The 16101-nt window shown below is 63.1% G+C and carries 16 protein-coding genes; 2 read left to right on the top strand and 14 right to left on the bottom strand.

Annotation, left to right across the window (positions count from 1 at the left end):
• Nucleotide 1: 1 nt before the first annotated feature.
• The 13 genes from chlG to C7G42_RS07995 all read right to left on the bottom strand — a co-directional run bounded on the left by chlG (nt 2) and on the right by C7G42_RS07995 (nt 12468).
• Nucleotides 2-895 carry a chlorophyll synthase ChlG gene (gene chlG, locus C7G42_RS08055; RefSeq protein WP_106948396.1) on the bottom strand — a complete coding sequence of 298 codons (894 nt, stop codon included), beginning with the start codon at nt 893-895 and terminating at the stop codon, nt 2-4.
• Entirely contained in the window at nt 888-2273 is a 1386-nt protein-coding gene (ppsR, locus tag C7G42_RS08050; protein WP_502694186.1) for a transcriptional regulator PpsR, read from the bottom strand. The genes chlG and ppsR overlap by 8 nt, the downstream gene beginning before the upstream one ends.
• Before the next feature lie 254 nt (nt 2274-2527).
• Entirely contained in the window at nt 2528-3451 is a 924-nt protein-coding gene (gene pufM / locus C7G42_RS08045; RefSeq protein WP_106948394.1) for a photosynthetic reaction center subunit M, read from the bottom strand.
• A 28-nt stretch (nt 3452-3479) separates the two neighbouring features.
• Nucleotides 3480-4316, bottom strand: coding sequence for a photosynthetic reaction center subunit L (pufL, locus tag C7G42_RS08040; RefSeq protein WP_015684468.1), 837 nt, complete (start codon nt 4314-4316; stop codon nt 3480-3482).
• Nucleotides 4317-4436: 120 nt separating this feature from the next.
• Nucleotides 4437-4628, bottom strand: a complete 192-nt coding sequence (gene pufA / locus C7G42_RS08035) for a light-harvesting antenna LH1, alpha subunit (RefSeq protein ID WP_015684467.1) — start codon at nt 4626-4628, stop codon at nt 4437-4439.
• A 12-nt stretch (nt 4629-4640) separates the two neighbouring features.
• Nucleotides 4641-4859, bottom strand: a complete 219-nt coding sequence (pufB, locus tag C7G42_RS08030) for a light-harvesting antenna LH1, beta subunit (RefSeq protein WP_015684466.1) — start codon at nt 4857-4859, stop codon at nt 4641-4643.
• A 119-nt stretch (nt 4860-4978) separates the two neighbouring features.
• Nucleotides 4979-5293 (bottom strand): hypothetical protein, encoded by a 315-nt coding sequence (locus C7G42_RS08025; protein ID WP_245427582.1) that lies wholly within the window; start codon nt 5291-5293, stop codon nt 4979-4981.
• Entirely contained in the window at nt 5290-6741 is a 1452-nt protein-coding gene (bchZ, locus tag C7G42_RS08020; RefSeq protein WP_106948393.1) for a chlorophyllide a reductase subunit Z, read from the bottom strand. Before bchZ ends, C7G42_RS08025 begins: the two co-directional genes overlap by 4 nt.
• Nucleotides 6741-8348 carry a chlorophyllide a reductase subunit Y gene (bchY, locus tag C7G42_RS08015; RefSeq protein WP_106948392.1) on the bottom strand — a complete coding sequence of 536 codons (1608 nt, stop codon included), beginning with the start codon at nt 8346-8348 and terminating at the stop codon, nt 6741-6743. Before bchY ends, bchZ begins: the two co-directional genes overlap by 1 nt.
• 25 nt (nt 8349-8373) lie before the next feature.
• On the bottom strand, nt 8374-9369 hold the full coding sequence (locus C7G42_RS08010; protein ID WP_106948391.1) for a chlorophyllide a reductase iron protein subunit X: 996 nt from the start codon (nt 9367-9369) through the stop codon (nt 8374-8376).
• Nucleotides 9366-10307: a chlorophyll synthesis pathway protein BchC gene (gene bchC, locus C7G42_RS08005; protein ID WP_106948390.1), complete on the bottom strand. Its 942-nt coding sequence runs from the start codon at nt 10305-10307 to the stop codon at nt 9366-9368. Before bchC ends, C7G42_RS08010 begins: the two co-directional genes overlap by 4 nt.
• A gap of 62 nt (nt 10308-10369) precedes the next feature.
• Nucleotides 10370-11485, bottom strand: a complete 1116-nt coding sequence (locus C7G42_RS08000; RefSeq protein ID WP_199580807.1) for a methyltransferase — start codon at nt 11483-11485, stop codon at nt 10370-10372.
• A gap of 116 nt (nt 11486-11601) precedes the next feature.
• On the bottom strand, nt 11602-12468 hold the full coding sequence (locus C7G42_RS07995; RefSeq protein ID WP_106948389.1) for a polyprenyl synthetase family protein: 867 nt from the start codon (nt 12466-12468) through the stop codon (nt 11602-11604).
• A 103-nt stretch (nt 12469-12571) separates the two neighbouring features.
• Between C7G42_RS07995 and crtD the strand changes: the two genes are divergently transcribed.
• Both crtD and C7G42_RS07985 read left to right on the top strand, forming a co-directional pair.
• Nucleotides 12572-14110, top strand: coding sequence for a 1-hydroxycarotenoid 3,4-desaturase CrtD (gene crtD, locus C7G42_RS07990; RefSeq protein ID WP_106948388.1), 1539 nt, complete (start codon nt 12572-12574; stop codon nt 14108-14110).
• Nucleotides 14107-14970, top strand: coding sequence for a carotenoid 1,2-hydratase family protein (locus C7G42_RS07985; RefSeq protein WP_502694197.1), 864 nt, complete (start codon nt 14107-14109; stop codon nt 14968-14970). Before crtD ends, C7G42_RS07985 begins: the two co-directional genes overlap by 4 nt.
• A gap of 223 nt (nt 14971-15193) precedes the next feature.
• Here C7G42_RS07985 and hemF read toward each other — a convergent pair whose 3' ends face one another.
• Nucleotides 15194-16096, bottom strand: a complete 903-nt coding sequence (gene hemF, locus C7G42_RS07980) for an oxygen-dependent coproporphyrinogen oxidase (protein ID WP_106948387.1) — start codon at nt 16094-16096, stop codon at nt 15194-15196.
• Nucleotides 16097-16101 lie beyond the last annotated feature (5 nt).

Genomic DNA, 16101 nt, shown 5'->3' with positions numbered 1-16101 from the left:
CTCAGCTCGCTTTCAGTGCCGCCAGCGCGAAGGCGCTGACGAGCATGCCGACGACATAGCAGCTGATCCCGGTTCCGTTGTACCAGGGGGCGCGCTGGCGCGGGCTCTTCAGAAAATGCGACATCAGAAGCAATTGCGAGAGCAGCAGGACTGCGACCGCCGCCGCATAAAACGGACGCTGCCATACCAGTAGAAGTGCCACGACCGCCACCTGGGGCGCTGCCATCACCACGCAGGCAAACCGCGCGGCATTGTCGACGCCGAGCAGCACCGGCAGCGAATCGATACCCATCCGCTTGTCGCCTTCGACCGACTTGAAGTCGTTGAGCGTCATGATGCCGTGGGCACCGATACTGTAGAGCAGCGCGATCAAGACGATGTGCCAGTCGGGCGCGGATGCGCTCATCACCGCGGCACCCGTGAACCAGGGCAGGCCTTCATAACAGATCCCACATGCCGCATTGCCCCACCAGCCGTTCTGCTTGAGGCGGATGGGCGGCGCGCTATAGGCCCAGGCCAGCACGAGGCCGACGATGGCGGCAACAAAGCCCCAAGTGCCGAGCACGGTCGCAAGCAACAGTGACAGCGCCGTCCAAAGGATTGCGATGTAAAGACCCCAGCGGCCGGGAATTCGTCCCGACGGAATCGGCCGGTCCGGCTCGTTGATGGCATCGACATGCCTGTCGTACCAGTCGTTCACGGCCTGGCTGGTGCCGCAAACCATCGGTCCGGCCAACAGCACTCCCGCGACGATCATCGGCCAACGCTGGCCGGGCGAAACGCCGGACGACACGATCCCGCATCCCAGGGCCCACATCGGCGGAAACCAGGTGATTGGCTTCAGCAGTTCGAGAACGACCGAGGGCGCGGGATGACTGACAACGGCACTAGTCATCTTCGGTTTCCCCTTCGCCCGTGTGCTCGGCAAGCCCAAAGCGCCGGAGCTTGACGTAGAGGCTCTGACGGCTGAGGCCGAGCATTTCCGCAGCCGACGCGCGATTGTCGCCGGTCAATTCGAGAGCAGCCTCGATCGAGAGCTTTTCAATGACGTCGGTCGCCTCGCGCACGAGATCGCGCAGCGGAACACGGCCGATCCGCTCGGTCAGTTGAGCCACAGAGCGCGGTAGCTCGCGGGCCGAGGACGGCGATGCCGAAAGACGCTTCTCGACATTGCGGATTGCGAAGCCGAAACCCTGCTTGCGGTCGTCGTGGGTCAGAGATGCCGCTGAGACCTCGACATCCGTCGTCGCGCCATGTTCGCCGCGCAGCGAAGTCGAGAACAATTTGATAGAGCCGGTCTGGCGAAGATTGGCGAATGCCACTCCAAAGTCGACACCTGCACGACCGAGCCAGCGGTCCAGCAATTCGCCGCGAGCCTGCTCCGCACTACCGAGCTGCGCCATCTCTGTGAAGGCCGGGTTAGCCTTGACGATGCGGCCGTCATGCCCAGTGATGACCAACGCGTCGGGCGCGGCGTCGAAATACTCCAGCAAGCTCGATGTCGCCTTCAGCGCGCCGGCTTGCGCCGGCGTCTGCTGCGACGACAGGCGGACCAGAAACAAGGTCGCGTTCTCCTGCCGGAACTGGGACACGGCGACAAAGCACTCCCGGTCTCCCTTCGCAAGCCGGGCACGGACGTTGCCGTCACGACCGGTGGCGCGAACATTGGACAGCAGGGTTTGAACCGTTTCGGCATCCGCCGAAACGAAATGTGAGGCGAGATTCGATTTCAGAACCTGCGGTGCGCTCTCGTCGAATAGCGCCAGCGCGGCAGGATTGATCTCAAGAATGGCATTGTTGGCGGCATCAACGATCATGACCGCCTCCGACGAGACCTGGAATAGCAGCCGATAGCGCGTTTCGGCTTGGCGCAGCCGGACATAGTCGCGCTCCATCGATTGCTGGGCGTTGACGAGCCGCTGCTGCATCGCTGCCAGCGGACGCAGATCGCGACCGACCACGACAAATCGATCGTTGCGTCCGATGTTGACAGCCGAATACAGCACCGGAATATCCGCGCCTCCGGGCGACGGATGGTTCACCTGACGCCAGATCGAGGACTTTCGGTTCACCGCGTCCTGGAGCAATTCTCTGGCTTTGGGACTGGTTTCGGAGGTCACGATGTCGGCGAGCTTCGAACCCAGCCAGCGGCCGTGGGCATCGAGCTCGAGCGACAGGTCTTCCTTGTTGAAGGCGACATCGCGAATGATCCCCTCGCCGTCGATGATCACAGCGACGTCGCTGGCTGCCGCGATCAGGTTCGCGGCTGGCAATGCGCCGAGATTCCCCAGCGACTCCTTCGGAGATTTGAACACCTGAACCAGGGCAAATATCCTCCAACAACCCGTGATATCTCACCTAGCGTTCCTCGAACCCGTTTTTTGTTGGCGGACGACCAACGCACGGAGCCCGGATCAGGCCGTACGCCGCCGCGTCGTCTCGGACAGCCGAGCCGGGAAGACGATGAAAGCGTGCGCGCGCCGCAGCGGCATGTTGCAATCCGGCGCGCGCCAGATCTCCAAATGAATTATCGCGGCAGTGCCAGGCCGTGCTTGACGCCCCAGTCGAACCAGTTGTCGACGACGGTACCGGAAAGCAGGATCCCGATGCCGCCCGTGAGCGGGCAGAGAACCGCAAACCACCAAGCCCAGCGGTGGATCGATTCCGCCGTCGCGTTGAAGCCCATGGTCCAGCGCCAGAACAAGGCCGCCCGCTCGAGCGCCGTGCCTCGGTCGACGATCTGCTCGATCTCGCGCTCGCCGCCATAGCGGCTGACCGCCAGGATCGTCGCACCGTGCATGGCGAACAGCAGTACCGAGCCATACAGGAACGCGATCGAGAGCATGTGGAATGGATTGTAGAAGAGATTTCCGTGGGTGATCGAGAAATTGTTGGTCCAGTCGAGATGCGGGAATATCCCGAACGGAACGGCTTCGCTGAAGTGTCCCATCAGCAGGGGCCGGATGAAGCCAAGCACCAGATAGAGCCAGATCGCGGATGCAAAGGCCCACGACACGTGCGTGCCCATGCCGAGCGCCCGCGCCCGCCGATACGTGCGTCCCCACCACAACAGGATCGAGGTGGTGAGGAAGAAGCCGGCCATCAACCACCAGCCACCTTCCTGCAAGGGCGGAAAGCTGATGCCGTATTCGGGCTTTGGCGGCTCCAGCGAAAGCCAGGGCAGCTGCCTGACGAATTCGATCGGGCTCCAGTTCACCGAGGCCATCATGTTGAGGCCGATGATCTCGATCGCGACGATTCCGCAGGCGATGGAGGCCAATCCGAGAAATCCGAGATAGACCGGGCCAACCTGGGCGTCGCCGATCTTTCCGAGCCAGTAGTTGAACCGGCCCTCACTGGTACGAACCCATATTCCAGGCTGGATCGGAATGCCGGGGTAGATGGTGCTGCGCACCTGCACCTGCGTGAAGAAATTTTGATATTGGGCCATGGCTCAGGACTCTCTCTGATGACCGGAATTAGTTGGAGGACCAGATCGGAAGATTGCGCCACCAGTTCCACCACTCCGACCAGGCATTGCCTTCCGACCATAACGGCCCGCTGATCACGATGCAGACCGCGCTGAAGAACACCGCGGACAGCGCGATGAACAGTCCGACGCGATGGATGCCGATGGTTCCGACCGAATAGCCGATCAGGTCCCGGAACATCGTGTTCTCGTGCTCGGGCGTTTTTACAGCCTCCCCTTTGTCGGGATTGGTTGACGACAGGATCAGACCGCCGTGCAGGGCCAGCGCCAGGCACGTCGTGAAGAAGAACGTGATGGCGATCATGTGCGCGGGGTTGTAGTGGAAGTTGCCGTATTGGTAGCCGGTGTTCGACACCCAATCGAGATGGGTGATGATGCCGTAGGGGAAGCCGTAGCTCCACGAGCCCATCAGAACCGGTCGGATCACCACCAGGGTGAAATAGGCGAAGATGGCAAAGCCGAAGGCGAACGGCACGTGATAGCCGATCCCGAGCTTCCGGCAGATCTCGACCTCCCGAAGCGCCCATGACACGAAAGCGCCGAGCGCGCAGATCGTGACGATTTGCCAGATCCCTCCTTCCTGTAGCGGCGCGAAGGACAAGCCGTATTTGACATCCGGCGGATTGACGCTGATTTGCCAGAGATTCCAGGTGGGTCCGAGCGCAGTGTTCCAGAGGATCATCGCGATGCCGACGAACGAGAAGAACACCGTCGTCACCCCGAAGAACCCGACGTAGAACGGGCCGACCCAGAAGTCGAACAGGTCGCCACCGATGAGCGTTCCGCCGCGAACGCGATATTTTCTTTCAAAGCTGAGCATTGCCATCGTTCGTTCCTCCGCCTGCGAAAGCCAGCGTGACCATCATCTCCGGGTCGCTACCGGAAGCGGACGAGGCGGGCCGCTCGATCCTGCCTCGTCCGTTCCGGTACGCATTTCGTCATGCCATCAGGACGGCATGCTTGGTGGTGTGTACGGCAGAGTGATCTCTGACGTCTTCGCCTTGCGAGGCCCGTCCAGCCAGTTGAACCGGTCGGTCGAGAGCAGGATGAAGTGGATCACGATCGCCAGTCCGAACAGGAACGTGAAGAGCGCGACCAAGGCACGGCGCGGATCGAACAGAAGCCAAATTCGCCACATGATTGCCTCCCTCTATGTCAGGTACGAAAGGGCGACGCTGGCGACGTGCTGGATGCTATCCACCGCCGTCGTCTTGTAGCCGCCCGGGCCGGGCAACCAGGGACGCCACATCCAGGCGAGGATATGGGCAACCACTGCGACAGCCGTGAAGAGCAGGAAGCTCGTCATGAATATCGAGTGGAATTCCTTGGCTTCAGCTTCGGATAGCCCCGATAAGGAACCGTCCTTCATTTGGGATCCTCCTAGTGATGGCCTTGCGGCCGTTCGCCGCCCGAGCGTGGGCGACAGCGATTGCCGAATCCATCGATACGGCAGTTATCCGCCCGGCAACCGGCCGGACGGAATCCCGGTTACAGTCCCATGAACGATGACGTCACGATCGTGCCGGCAGCACTGCGGGCCTCCGCGAAGATCGACTCGCGATTCCTGGAATGGTCGAAGACCGCTCGTTTGCGCCAGGGTGTCAGCCGCGAGAGCGCAGCCCGCAACAGAAAGGCCACGTAGCAGGCGCCAAATACCGCTTGGGATTCGATAGTCTTGTTCTCGCCGTGCGCTTTCGCTCGATCGCCATAAGCATAATCGGACATCGACATCACCTCCCGCATATCGTCCTTCAGGTGCAGATACGGAATCACCGGAAACAAGCCGGCTTCGATAATTCTCATGCTTGCGCTCCACTCATCAGCACCGCGCGAGCCCTGTTCACGAAATCCGTGGTGACGCGCGCTTCACCGGCCTGGCGCGCACCGCTCTCGGCGGCATCGCGCAGGCGCTTGGCCGCCGAGATGCGCACCAGTACGGGATGGGCCTCCAGCACCTCGTCGAGCAGCGCCTTGGCTTCGTCGCTCCAGAGAATTTCCTCGTGCAGCCGGGCTGGCGTCGGGTCGACGCGATCGAGATCGGCCGCCAGAGGCAGGATATTGAACAACGCGTCGAACAGCGCGTTGCAGACCTCCTGAACGAGGTAAGTCGCGCCCGAATAGCCCATGAACGGCGTGCCGGTGTGACGCCGGATCACCGCGCCCGGGAAGGACGCCGGCACATAGATCGCCCGGCCACCTGCCTCGGCCAGGTACATGCGTTCGTTGTAGCTGCCGAACAGGATCAGTGGCGGCTTCTCGCGCACCGCAGATCGCACCGCATCGTTGTCCGGCTTAACTCCGGCCTTGCGCGCGAAGGAAAAGGTGCACGGCAGGCCCATTTCCTTCTCCAGGAAGTTTCTGACGCCGCGCGCATAAGTCTCGTTGGCGACGATGGCGAAGCTGGCCGTGCCGAAAAAGTCCTGGGTCACCGATCGCCACAGATCCCAAAGCGGCTTGATGGTGGTGTGCTTCTCGCGCGCGATGAACGGCTCGGGATCGAGGCCCAGCATTTCGCCGAGCTTGCGCAGGAATCTAGTGGTGGAGTGAAGCCCGATCGGCGCCTGCAGATAGGGACGCTCCAGCGCCTCGCACAGCATGCGGCCGAACTCGCGGTACATGCAGACGTTGACGTCGGCGTTCACCAGCTTGGGAATGTCGGCGAGGTGGCTTCCGAGCGGGAACACCATGTTGACGTCAGCACCGATGCCTTCGACCAGGCGGCGGATTTCGGCAAGGTCGGACGGCATATTGAAGGTGCCGTAGATCGGGCCGATGATATTCACGCGCGGCTTGACGCCCTCGGCGCGCGGCTTTCGTTCGGGAATCTTCTTGACCCCATATTCCTTCCAGAGCCAGACGATGGCGCGGTCAGCGCTCTGCCATTGGTCCTCGTCGATGGTGCGCGGCAGGAAGCGCTTGATGTTGGTTCCCTCCGGCGTCACGCCGCCGCCGATCATTTCGGCGATTGAACCGGTGACGACGACGGCCGGCAGATAGGGATCGAGCACGCGGTGAGCGCGTTTCATCGCGCCTTCGGTACCGGTCTGTCCGAGCTCTTCTTCGCCGAGGCCCGTCACCACAATGGGCAGCTCGTGCGGCGGCAAAGCGTCGGTATAGTGCAGCACCGATGTGACCGGCAGATTTTCGCAACCGACCGGTCCATCGATGATGACTTGCATGCCCTTCACCGCGGTGAAGGCATAGACAGCTCCCCAATAACCACCCGCGCGATCATGATCCAGGACGAGCATCAGATCATCTCCTCGGCTTTGCGCTTCTTGGCCTGGGCTTCGATCTGCTTCTTGTATTTCTCCCGGAAAGCCACGTTTTCGTTCGGCGTATTCTCCCAGATACCGGCGGCGTGGCCTTCGCCGACATCGCCGAAGAATTCCTTCATTTCGTCGAAGCGGCCTTGATTGGCGAGCGCGGCGTTGACGACCTGCGCCAGAGAGCCGGCACCGGCGACGCCGAACAACGGCCGCGCCGAAATCAAATTGGTGAAATACAGCGCCGGGATCGCGAGCTGTTTGGCCTTCTGCACGATGGGCGTGGTGCCGATGGCCAAATCGGGCTTGAACTCGCCGACGGCGGCCAGATCCATTTCGAGCGATGCGCGATACTGAACCCGCGTACCCCTGGCTTCCAGCCATTCGCGGTCGACATCGGACCATTGCGTCCTCGGGCACGCCGTGCCGACATAGGGTACGCGTGCACCGCTCTCGACCAAGAGCCGCGCAACCAGCAGTTCCGATCCCTCGTAGCCGGAAACCGTAATTCGCGCGTCGATCGGCTTCGTTGCGAGTGCAGCTTTGATCATCGGCAGGAAGCGGTTCTTGGCGCCGTCGATCTTCTCACGTGCGACGTTGCAAGCCGTGCCGATGGATTCGAGCCAGGCCTCCGTGCCGTCATGTCCAACCGGTGCTGAACCTACGATCTTTCGTCCGGCCAGATCGAATTGGCGGAAGCTCGCCGTGTAGAACGGATGGATCGCTGCGATGACGGAGCCATCGAGCGCGGCATAGAGTTCACGCCACTCCCGCGTCGGCACCACTGGACCGGCCGCCAGCCCGAGCGGCTCCAGCATCATGCCGATGCCGACCGGATCGGCGGGGAACATTTCGCCGACCAGCGTGACCGTCGGCCGCTCACTCTTGCCGCCCCGCGGCGCCTGCACCGGCCCATGCTCCACTTCCTTGCGGGCATATTCGAGCATTGCCGCCGCCAGCACGTCCTTCGCCTCGGCATGGGTCGGCACACCGAAGCCTGGTACGTCTATGCCGATGATGCGCACGCCGTTGATTTCATCCGGCAACAGATCCAGCGGAACGCCGGACGCCGTCGGCACGCAGAGATTCGTAATGATGATGGTGTCGTACAGCTCGGGGTCAGCGAGCTTGAAGACGGCTTCGCGAATGTCCTCGAACAGTTTCCCGGTGACGAGCGTCTCGGAGTTGAAAGGCACATAGCCGACGGTGCGCCGCGCACCGTAAAAGTGCGAGGTGAAGGTCAGGCCGTAGACGCAACAGGCCGAACCCGACAGGATTGTCGCAGTGCGCCGCATCCGTAGGCCGACCCGGAGCGAACCGAACGCCGGGCACATGCTTTGCGGCTGGTCATGCGGGCCTTTGGGATAATCGGCGGCATACTGATCGAGGATATCGCTCTTTCCCGCGGCGCTGGCGGCAGCCTTGAGTTCGGCAGCGCCGGCATGACAGCCCAGGCCGTCGGTTTTCGTCGCCGCGGCGTTGATGGTCGGCGGTGCAACGACAGTGTCCGTCTCGGCCACCTCGACCTCGACGGGCTCGTTCACGACAGACTCGGCTATCGCGCCGGCGTATCGCGGCAGAATGACGTTCATGTTGCGCTCCGCGTCATGCTGCCGCTCACGCCGCGTCGTAGACGACTTCGAGGGACGGCTTGTCGACCACCGATTTGCCGCACATGTCTTCCATCGTCGCAGGCTCGAGCACGACGCCGCGACCGACCACTTCGCCCTTGAACAGGCCGAGCAAGCCGTCCTGCGTCAGCGGCGTCGGACGAACCGGCGGCGCCAAGCCGACATTGGTGGCGAGTTGCTCGAACAGCGAACTCCACTGCCCGCCCGGCAGGCCGATGATCTCGTAATTCGCGCTCTTCTTGCGGATGTCGTCGTCGGCCGGGATTGCCGCAAGGACAGGAATGCCGACCGTCTGGGCAAATGCCGCCGCCTCGCCGGTGCCGTCGTCCTTGTTGATGACCATGCCGGCAACGCCCACATTGCCGCCGAGCTTGCGGAAATATTCGACTGCCGAGCAGACATTGTTGGCGACGTAGAGCGATTGCAGATCGTTCGAGCCGACGACGATGACCTTCTGGCACATGTCGCGCGCGATCGGCAGGCCGAAGCCGCCGCAGACCACGTCGCCGAGGAAGTCGAGCAGCACGTAGTCGAACCCCCACTCGTGGAAGCCGAGCTTCTCCAGCAACTCGAAGCCGTGGATGATACCCCGGCCACCACAGCCGCGGCCGACCTCGGGGCCGCCGAGCTCCATCGCGAACACGCCGTCGCGCTTGAAGCAGACGTCGCCGATCTTGACCTCCTCACCGGCGAGCTTCTTCTTCGACGAGGTCTCGATGATGGTCGGACAGGCACGGCCGCCGAACAGCAGCGACGTGGTGTCGCTCTTCGGGTCGCAGCCGATCAGCAGCACTTTCTTGCCCTGCTGGGCCATCATGTAAGACAGATTGGCGAGCGTAAAACTCTTCCCGATCCCGCCCTTGCCGTAGATCGCGATGATCTGGGTTTCCTTGGTTGCCGGCGTCGTCAACGGTGCATCCGGCTCGATCGACGCTTCTGCCCGCAGAGCGTCCTTCATGTTGATGGTCGGCACGACATTCATGACAGCGAACTCCAGTTCAGGACCATTTTCAGGCAAGCCGAATCCTCGAACGCGACGCGATAGGCGTTCGAAGCATCACGGGCATCGTGGTGGTGGGAGATCAGGCCATCGAGCGAGAGCCGTCCGGATTCGATCAGGGCCTTGATTGCGACAAGATCAGAGGGCTGCCACTCCGCGGCAACGCGAAGTCGCGCCTCGCGCATGAACGCGGGCGGAAACGCAAAGGACAGCCGCTCGCTGTAGAATCCAGCCAGCACGATCTCGCCGCCTGGCGCGATGCGGCCAATCAGGGAATCGAGCAGGCTGGCATCGCCGCTGACGTCATAGATGCTCTTGTAGTCGCGCCGCGTATCATGCTCGGGATCGATCACACCGTAGTCGACGGCACCGCCGACGCGCGCCGGATTCTTCTCCCATACGATCGGCGGCTCGTTGCGAACCGCGAGAGAGATGCGCGCCAGTAGTCGCCCCAGCACGCCGTGACCGACGATGCAGTCCGGTGCCGAGGCACCCGGCGCCGCGATGGCATGATAGGCCGTCGCCGCCAGCGCCAGCAGAATTCCACGTTCGCCGAGGTTTTGATCGAGCCGCACCACGCGTTTCGCCGGCACTACCAGGCGCGAGGCGGAGGCGCCGAACAGACCGCGGACCTCGCCGAAACACTTCGCGCCGGGAACGAAGACCCGCTGGCCAGGATGCAGATCAGTGGCAGATCCCGCTTCGACGACCTGCCCGACCGACTCGTAGCCTGGCACCAGCGGATATCCCATGCCCGGGAACGAGGGCATTCGTCCCGACCAGAGCAACCGCTCCGTGCCTGTGCTGACGCCACTCCAGTCGACATCGACGACGACGTCGTCGGCGGTCGGAGGAGTCAAAGCAAGCCGACTGAGCTCGATCTGCTCCGGCTGCTTGAGAACTACCGCGATGGTGTCCATCGCTCACTCCGATCTTCGGCGGATACTCCGCAGGTGTCATGCTAGACTTACATTCTAGACTGTCAAGTTTGATTAACGTCAATATCGCTTTTTCGCGCCGCTATCACGCTGGCAAGCATGGGCATCGCCACCGGCCGCAGCGCAATATCGCCAAAGCCGGCCTCGGTGAGCATGTCCCGCAGCCGCGCGAAGGTCCTGGGCCGGCCGCTGCCCATCGCGAGGAGGTAGAAGGCGAAATACGCATCGCCGATCGGCTCGGCGCCGCGAACGCCGGAGATGGGCTCGGCAATCAGCAGCGTGCCGCCGATTGGCAGGGATAAGTGAATCGCGCGAAGCAGCGTCATGACGTCGGCGTCGTCGTGATCGTGGATCACGCGCACCAGCGAGACGATATCGGCACCCTCGGGAAGACGGTTAGCAAGAAAGCTCCCACCGATCGCGACCGCGCGCGACGACAATCCCTCGGCACGAAACCGTTCGCTTGCCTGGTCGGCCACCGCGGGCAAATCGAACAGAACGCAGCGCAGTTTGGGCGTCTCGGCTGCGACGGCGGCGATGAAGGATCCGTCGCCGCCGCCGACGTCGAGCAGACAGCGATGTCGACGAAACGAATAAGCCGACAGTACCTGCTGCGAGATCATCGGCTGCGACGCAGCCATCAACACGGTGTAGGGTGCTATCGCCTGACGCGGCAGATTGGCAGACTTGCGATTCGCCGCGTAAGGCCAATAGGCGGCGAGTTGCCCCGCGCCCACGTCACCGCGCAGCAGCGCGATCGGATCCCTCAGGTCGTCGTACAACATCGCATGATGCTCGATCATGGCGACGACGCCGGGATTGCCCCTGAGGGCCGCGCCGCGCGAACCAAGACCGTAGCGGCCGTCGCTGCGACGCTGCAGCAATTGCAGCGAGACCGCCGCATCGAGCAACGTCAACGTCGCGTCGACTGACAGCGGCAGACGCGATGCCAGCTCTGCCGAATTCAAAGGACCATCTGCCACTTGATCGAACAGCTTCAGGCGGACGCAAGAAAACAGAACCTGCGAATAGACGAAACCGGCACAGAGATCGAACAGCGCGCCTGCCCGACGCCGCGCGATCGGTCGCGTCAGCGCGAAATTCCCGACAAATCGCTGAAAAGACTGGTTTGAAAGGATCGAATCTCGCCACCCGAGCATGCGATCATGCAACGACGGCCGGGGCACGCCGTGTCCTGAAGGGACGACACCCGCACCGGACGGCGCCTTGGATGTCTCACCTCGGCCGTCACGATGCGCGATCGCGGCCATCGTGGCTACGCGGCGAACTGGGCAAGCTTGGCCGGCACAAGGCGCTTGGCTTCCGAGAGCATCAGCGACCGCAGCTCCGCGCCATTGGGGCATGGCGGGATCGCATCGATGGCGCCACGCACGAGGTCGTGCAAGCGGTACAGCGCGCCATCGAGGCCGAGCTCAATCACCGCGCTCGGACGCCCCAGCGCGAGGTCGCGGCCGACGGGCTTGCCGATCTCATCTTCCTCGGAGGCCGCGTCACGAATGTCGTCGGCGACCTGATAGGCCTCGCCGAGCTTCTCCCCGACCATCCGCCACGATTCGCAATCGGCGCCAGCCGACGCTGCGCCTGCAACGGTCGCCGCAGCGAACAGCGCGCCGGTCTTGGCGCGGTGATAATGTGCGAGATCGATCTTGTCTTCGCACTCCCAGGCTTGCCCCGCGACGATCCCTGAAGGCACGCCGACGGATCGGGCCACCGTCAGGGTGAGCGTCGCCAGCCGCTCCGGCGTGCATTGAAGACGCGCCAGCGTCTGGAATGCGAGCACGATCAACGCATCTCCAGTGAGAACCGCGAGCGGCTCGCCAAATGCCTTGTGCACCGATGGACGGCCGCGCCGCGTCTCCGCCGCGTCGAAGCACGGTAGGTCATCGTGAACCAGCGAGGCACAATGCAGAAGTTCGAGCGCCGCGCCGGCAGCGTCAGTGGCCGCGGGATGATCCTCACCGCAAGCCGCTGCGACGCTATGGACGAGCCTCGGCCGCACCCGCGCACCGCGGGGAAACACCGCGTAACGCATGGCCGCCGCCAGCCGGGGCGGACAACCGGGAAGCTCGGCCCGGTCAATCGCGTCGTTCAGTGCCCGTTCGATCCGGCTGGTGACGTCCATGGCAGGCTCCCGTGTTTGACACAAGGAATGTCAAGTTGACTTGTCTCGACGAGTGTAAATAAATATAGACACATGTCAATCGACAACCGGAGCCGGCGCGCCTATGCCCAGAGATCGAGTTGTCGTTGTCGGCAGCGGCGTCGCGGGGCTGGTTTCCGCCTTCGCGCTCGCAGCACGCGGACTGGACGTCACTGTTCTCGAACGCGCCGCCACGCCGGGCGGCAAGATGCGCGAGATCGCGATCGGCACCTCGCGGATCGACAGCGGTCCGACCGTCTTCACGATGCGCTGGGTGTTCGACGAACTGTTCGCAGCGGCCGGCCTGAATTTCGCGGACCATGTCTGCCTGCGCCCGCTGGAAACTCTGGCAAGACACGCCTGGGACGAACATGGCCCGCTCGATCTGTTTGCCGATCAGGAACGCACGGTCGATGCAATCGGGGACTTTGCGGGCGCACAGGAAGCGGACGGATATCGCGCCTTCTGCCGGGACACCAAGCGCATTTACGAGATTCTCGAAAAGCCGTTCCTGCGTGCCGCACAGCCGAGCATGGGCGGACTGATCGGCGCCGACGGCATTCGCGGGCTCATGCGACTGCCGCAGATCAAGCCGTTCTCGTCGATGTGGTCGGCGCTGAGGCGATACTTCGCCGATCCGAGGCTGCGGCAATTGTTCGGACGCTACGCGACCTATTGCGGATCGTCGCCGTATCTGGCGCCCGCGACGCTGATGCTGGTCGCGCATGTCGAGCGCGAAGGCGTCTGGAGCATCGATGGCGGCATGCATGCGCTCGCCAAAGCGCTGGCGGATTGCGCAAGGTCCTTTGGCGCGACGATCCGCTACGGTGAGGACGTCAGCGAAATTCTGGTCTCGGGCGGCCGCGCCAGCGGCGTCAGGCTCGCAAGCGGCGAGCGCATTGCGGCGGACGCCGTGATCGTTAATGCGGATGTTGGCGCCGTCGCGGACGGAATGTTCGGCCCGCTCGCCCGTCGCGCCGCAACAGAGATCCCGCTCCGCGAACGCTCGCTGTCAGCCATGACATGGAGTGTCGTCGCGAAGCCTGATGGCTTCCCGCTCCACCGGCACAACGTCTTTTTTTCGGGCGACTATGCGGCCGAGTTCGACGACATTTTCGCGCACGGCCGGCTGCCGCGCGAGCCGACGGTTTATATCTGCGCCCAGGATCGCAACGGCCATGACATCGCGGCGACTGGTCCCGAGCGATTTCTGGTGCTGGTCAACGCGCCCGCAAATGGCGACCGGCATGTCTACGATACAATGGAGGTGGCACAATGCGCACAGCGGACATTCGGCATGCTGGAGCGACGCGGCCTGCGACTCCAGGCGCAAGCGGATGCGATGCAAGTGACGACGCCAGAGGATTTCAACCGGATGTTTCCGGCCACCGGCGGCGCGTTGTACGGCCGCAGTTCGCACGGATGGACGGCCTCGTTCCAGCGTCCGGGAGCACGAACCAAAATTCCGGGGCTATACCTGGCGGGGGGCAGCACGCATCCGGGTCCGGGCGTTCCCATGGCGGCCTTGTCGGGCCGGTCGGCAGCAGCCAGCCTGCTCGCGGACCTGACTTCTCGCGGGTCGTTCCGGCAAACGGCTATGCGTGGTGGTACGTCGACGCGCTGAGCGACGACGGGCAGAACGGCATCACCATCATCGCTTTCATCGGCAGCGTGTTTTCACCCTATTACGCGTTCGCGCGGCGCAAGGGACCGGCCGATCCGCTCAATCATTGCGCCGTCAATGTCGCGGTATATCGCAGCAGCGGCAATCGCTGGGCGATGACGGAGCGATCACGCGACGCAGTCAACCGCACGACGGACACATTCACGGTAGGTCCGAGCCATTTGTCCTGGGACGGCAGATCACTAACCATCGATGTGGATGAAATTACCGTTCCGATTCCCGGACGCCTGCGCGGTACCATCCGACTGGTACCCACTGCGATCACGCAGCAGGCCTTCTCGCTCAATCGGAGCGGCAATCATCAGTGGTGGCCGATAGCGCCATGCGCGCGCGTCCAGGTGCGGCTCGATCATCCGCGCCTGAGCTGGCAGGGTGACGGCTATTTCGACATGAATCACGGTGACGCGCCGCTGGAGCAGGGCTTTGCCGACTGGCAATGGTCGCGTGGCGCCATGCGGGACGGCACGGCGATCCTTTACGAAGCCCAGCGCCGCGACGGCAACAAGGTCGACCTAGCGATGACGTTCGATCCGAGCGGACGGATGCAAGCCTTCGATCCGCCGCCAACGGTGGACCTGAGGCGAACCGGCTGGCGCGTCGCCCGCAGCGTCCGTAGCGAGAGCGCCGCCAAGATTGTCAAAACGCTGGAAGATGCTCCGTTCTATGCCCGCTCGGTAATCTCGGCGAAGCTGCTCGGCGAGCCCGTGACTTTGATGCACGAAAGCCTCTCGCTCGATCGCTTCAAGATGCCGGTCGTGCAGGCCATGCTTCCATTCCGCATGCCTCGGGCATTGCGGTAGCAGCGGATCGCGTCAAGGCGACTGCGTCCCGTTGCGCTGCTTTGCGCGTTCTGCTGCCTTCTGTCTGTCGAGCCGCCGGCAAACCAGTTCGAGGATGCCCCAGGCCGCCGCGAACATGAGCACCACGAAGAATTCGATGAAACAAGATAGCTGTCCATGATGTCGCCCCCCGCGCAACTCTCCGCAGCTACCGCTTCAGTGCAGAATTGATTTCAGCCGAAAGCTACGTCCAGCTCACCATTGGCGGCATAGAACTCAGGATAGTCTCGATGTTGCCTCCGGTCTGAAGGCCGAACATGGTACCGCGGTCGTAGAGCAGATTGAACTCGACATAGAGGCCCCGGCAGGCAAGCTGCTGCGCGCGCTCCGCTTCGGTCCACGGTTCTATCATCCGCCGGCGCACGATCCGTGGATAGACCTCCAACAAAGCAAGTCCGACGTCGCGCGTGAATGCAAAATCCTTCTCGAAGTCGCCAGTGTCGAGATGATCGTAGAAGATGCCGCCGACGCCGCGCGCCTGACCGCGGTGCGGCAGGAAGAAATAGGTATCGGCCCAGGGTTTGAACTTGCCGTAATAATCGGGATCATGAGCGTCGCAGGCCTGCTTCATCGCCGCGTGGAACGTCACGGCGTCACGCGCATCCTGGTTTCTCTGCTCCGGCAGCATCGGCGTGAGATCCGCACCGCCGCCGAACCACCCCTTCGCGGTCGACAGAAACCGCGTATTCATGTGCACCGTCGGCACCCGCGGGCTGCGCGGATGCATGATCAGGCTGATGCTAGTGGAAACGTAGTCGAGCTGAATGCCGTCGCCCGGCAACGCTTTGGCCATCTCTGGGGTAAGCGTGCCGTTGGCCGATGACGTATGGATACCGATCTTCTCGAACAGTCTGCCACCGCTGAGGAAACCACCGATACCGCCGCCGCTGCCGGTCGCGCGCTGCCACGGCTTGTAAGTGAAGGTGGCGGGCTCCCCGGGAAACAGCTCCGCTGGCGCCTCGCGCTCCAGCACCTCGACCTCGGCGCAGATCCTGTCGCGCAGCGATTCGAACCAGACTTTCGCTTCTGCACGCCGCCGTTCGGCGAGACTGTTCTCGGCTTCCCGGATGGGCTCGGTCCCGTGCATCTCGT

The sequence above is a fragment of the Bradyrhizobium sp. MOS003 genome (assembly GCF_003020125.1).
GTDB lineage: Bacteria > Pseudomonadota > Alphaproteobacteria > Rhizobiales > Xanthobacteraceae > Bradyrhizobium.
This window is presented reverse-complemented; position numbering and strand designations above follow the sequence as displayed.

Excerpts from the sequence above, each read along its gene's own strand:
- C7G42_RS08010 (WP_106948391.1), bottom strand. The coding sequence starts at position 9,369 with ATGAATGTCGTGCCGACCATCAACATGAAGGACGCTCTGCGGGCAGAA.
- C7G42_RS08000 (WP_199580807.1), bottom strand. The coding sequence starts at position 11,485 with ATGCTCGGGTGGCGAGATTCGATCCTTTCAAACCAGTCTTTTCAGCGA.
- bchC (WP_106948390.1), bottom strand. The coding sequence starts at position 10,307 with ATGGACACCATCGCGGTAGTTCTCAAGCAGCCGGAGCAGATCGAGCTC.
- chlG (WP_106948396.1), bottom strand. The coding sequence starts at position 895 with ATGACTAGTGCCGTTGTCAGTCATCCCGCGCCCTCGGTCGTTCTCGAA.
- bchY (WP_106948392.1), bottom strand. The coding sequence starts at position 8,348 with ATGAACGTCATTCTGCCGCGATACGCCGGCGCGATAGCCGAGTCTGTC.
- hemF (WP_106948387.1), bottom strand. The coding sequence starts at position 16,096 with ATGCACGGGACCGAGCCCATCCGGGAAGCCGAGAACAGTCTCGCCGAA.
- C7G42_RS08025 (WP_245427582.1), bottom strand. The coding sequence starts at position 5,293 with ATGAGAATTATCGAAGCCGGCTTGTTTCCGGTGATTCCGTATCTGCAC.
- pufB (WP_015684466.1), bottom strand. The coding sequence starts at position 4,859 with ATGAAGGACGGTTCCTTATCGGGGCTATCCGAAGCTGAAGCCAAGGAA.
- bchZ (WP_106948393.1), bottom strand. The coding sequence starts at position 6,741 with ATGCTCGTCCTGGATCATGATCGCGCGGGTGGTTATTGGGGAGCTGTC.
- crtD (WP_106948388.1), top strand. The coding sequence starts at position 12,572 with ATGCCCAGAGATCGAGTTGTCGTTGTCGGCAGCGGCGTCGCGGGGCTG.
- pufA (WP_015684467.1), bottom strand. The coding sequence starts at position 4,628 with ATGTGGCGAATTTGGCTTCTGTTCGATCCGCGCCGTGCCTTGGTCGCG.
- pufM (WP_106948394.1), bottom strand. The coding sequence starts at position 3,451 with ATGGCCCAATATCAAAATTTCTTCACGCAGGTGCAGGTGCGCAGCACC.
- pufL (WP_015684468.1), bottom strand. The coding sequence starts at position 4,316 with ATGGCAATGCTCAGCTTTGAAAGAAAATATCGCGTTCGCGGCGGAACG.
- C7G42_RS07995 (WP_106948389.1), bottom strand. The coding sequence starts at position 12,468 with ATGGACGTCACCAGCCGGATCGAACGGGCACTGAACGACGCGATTGAC.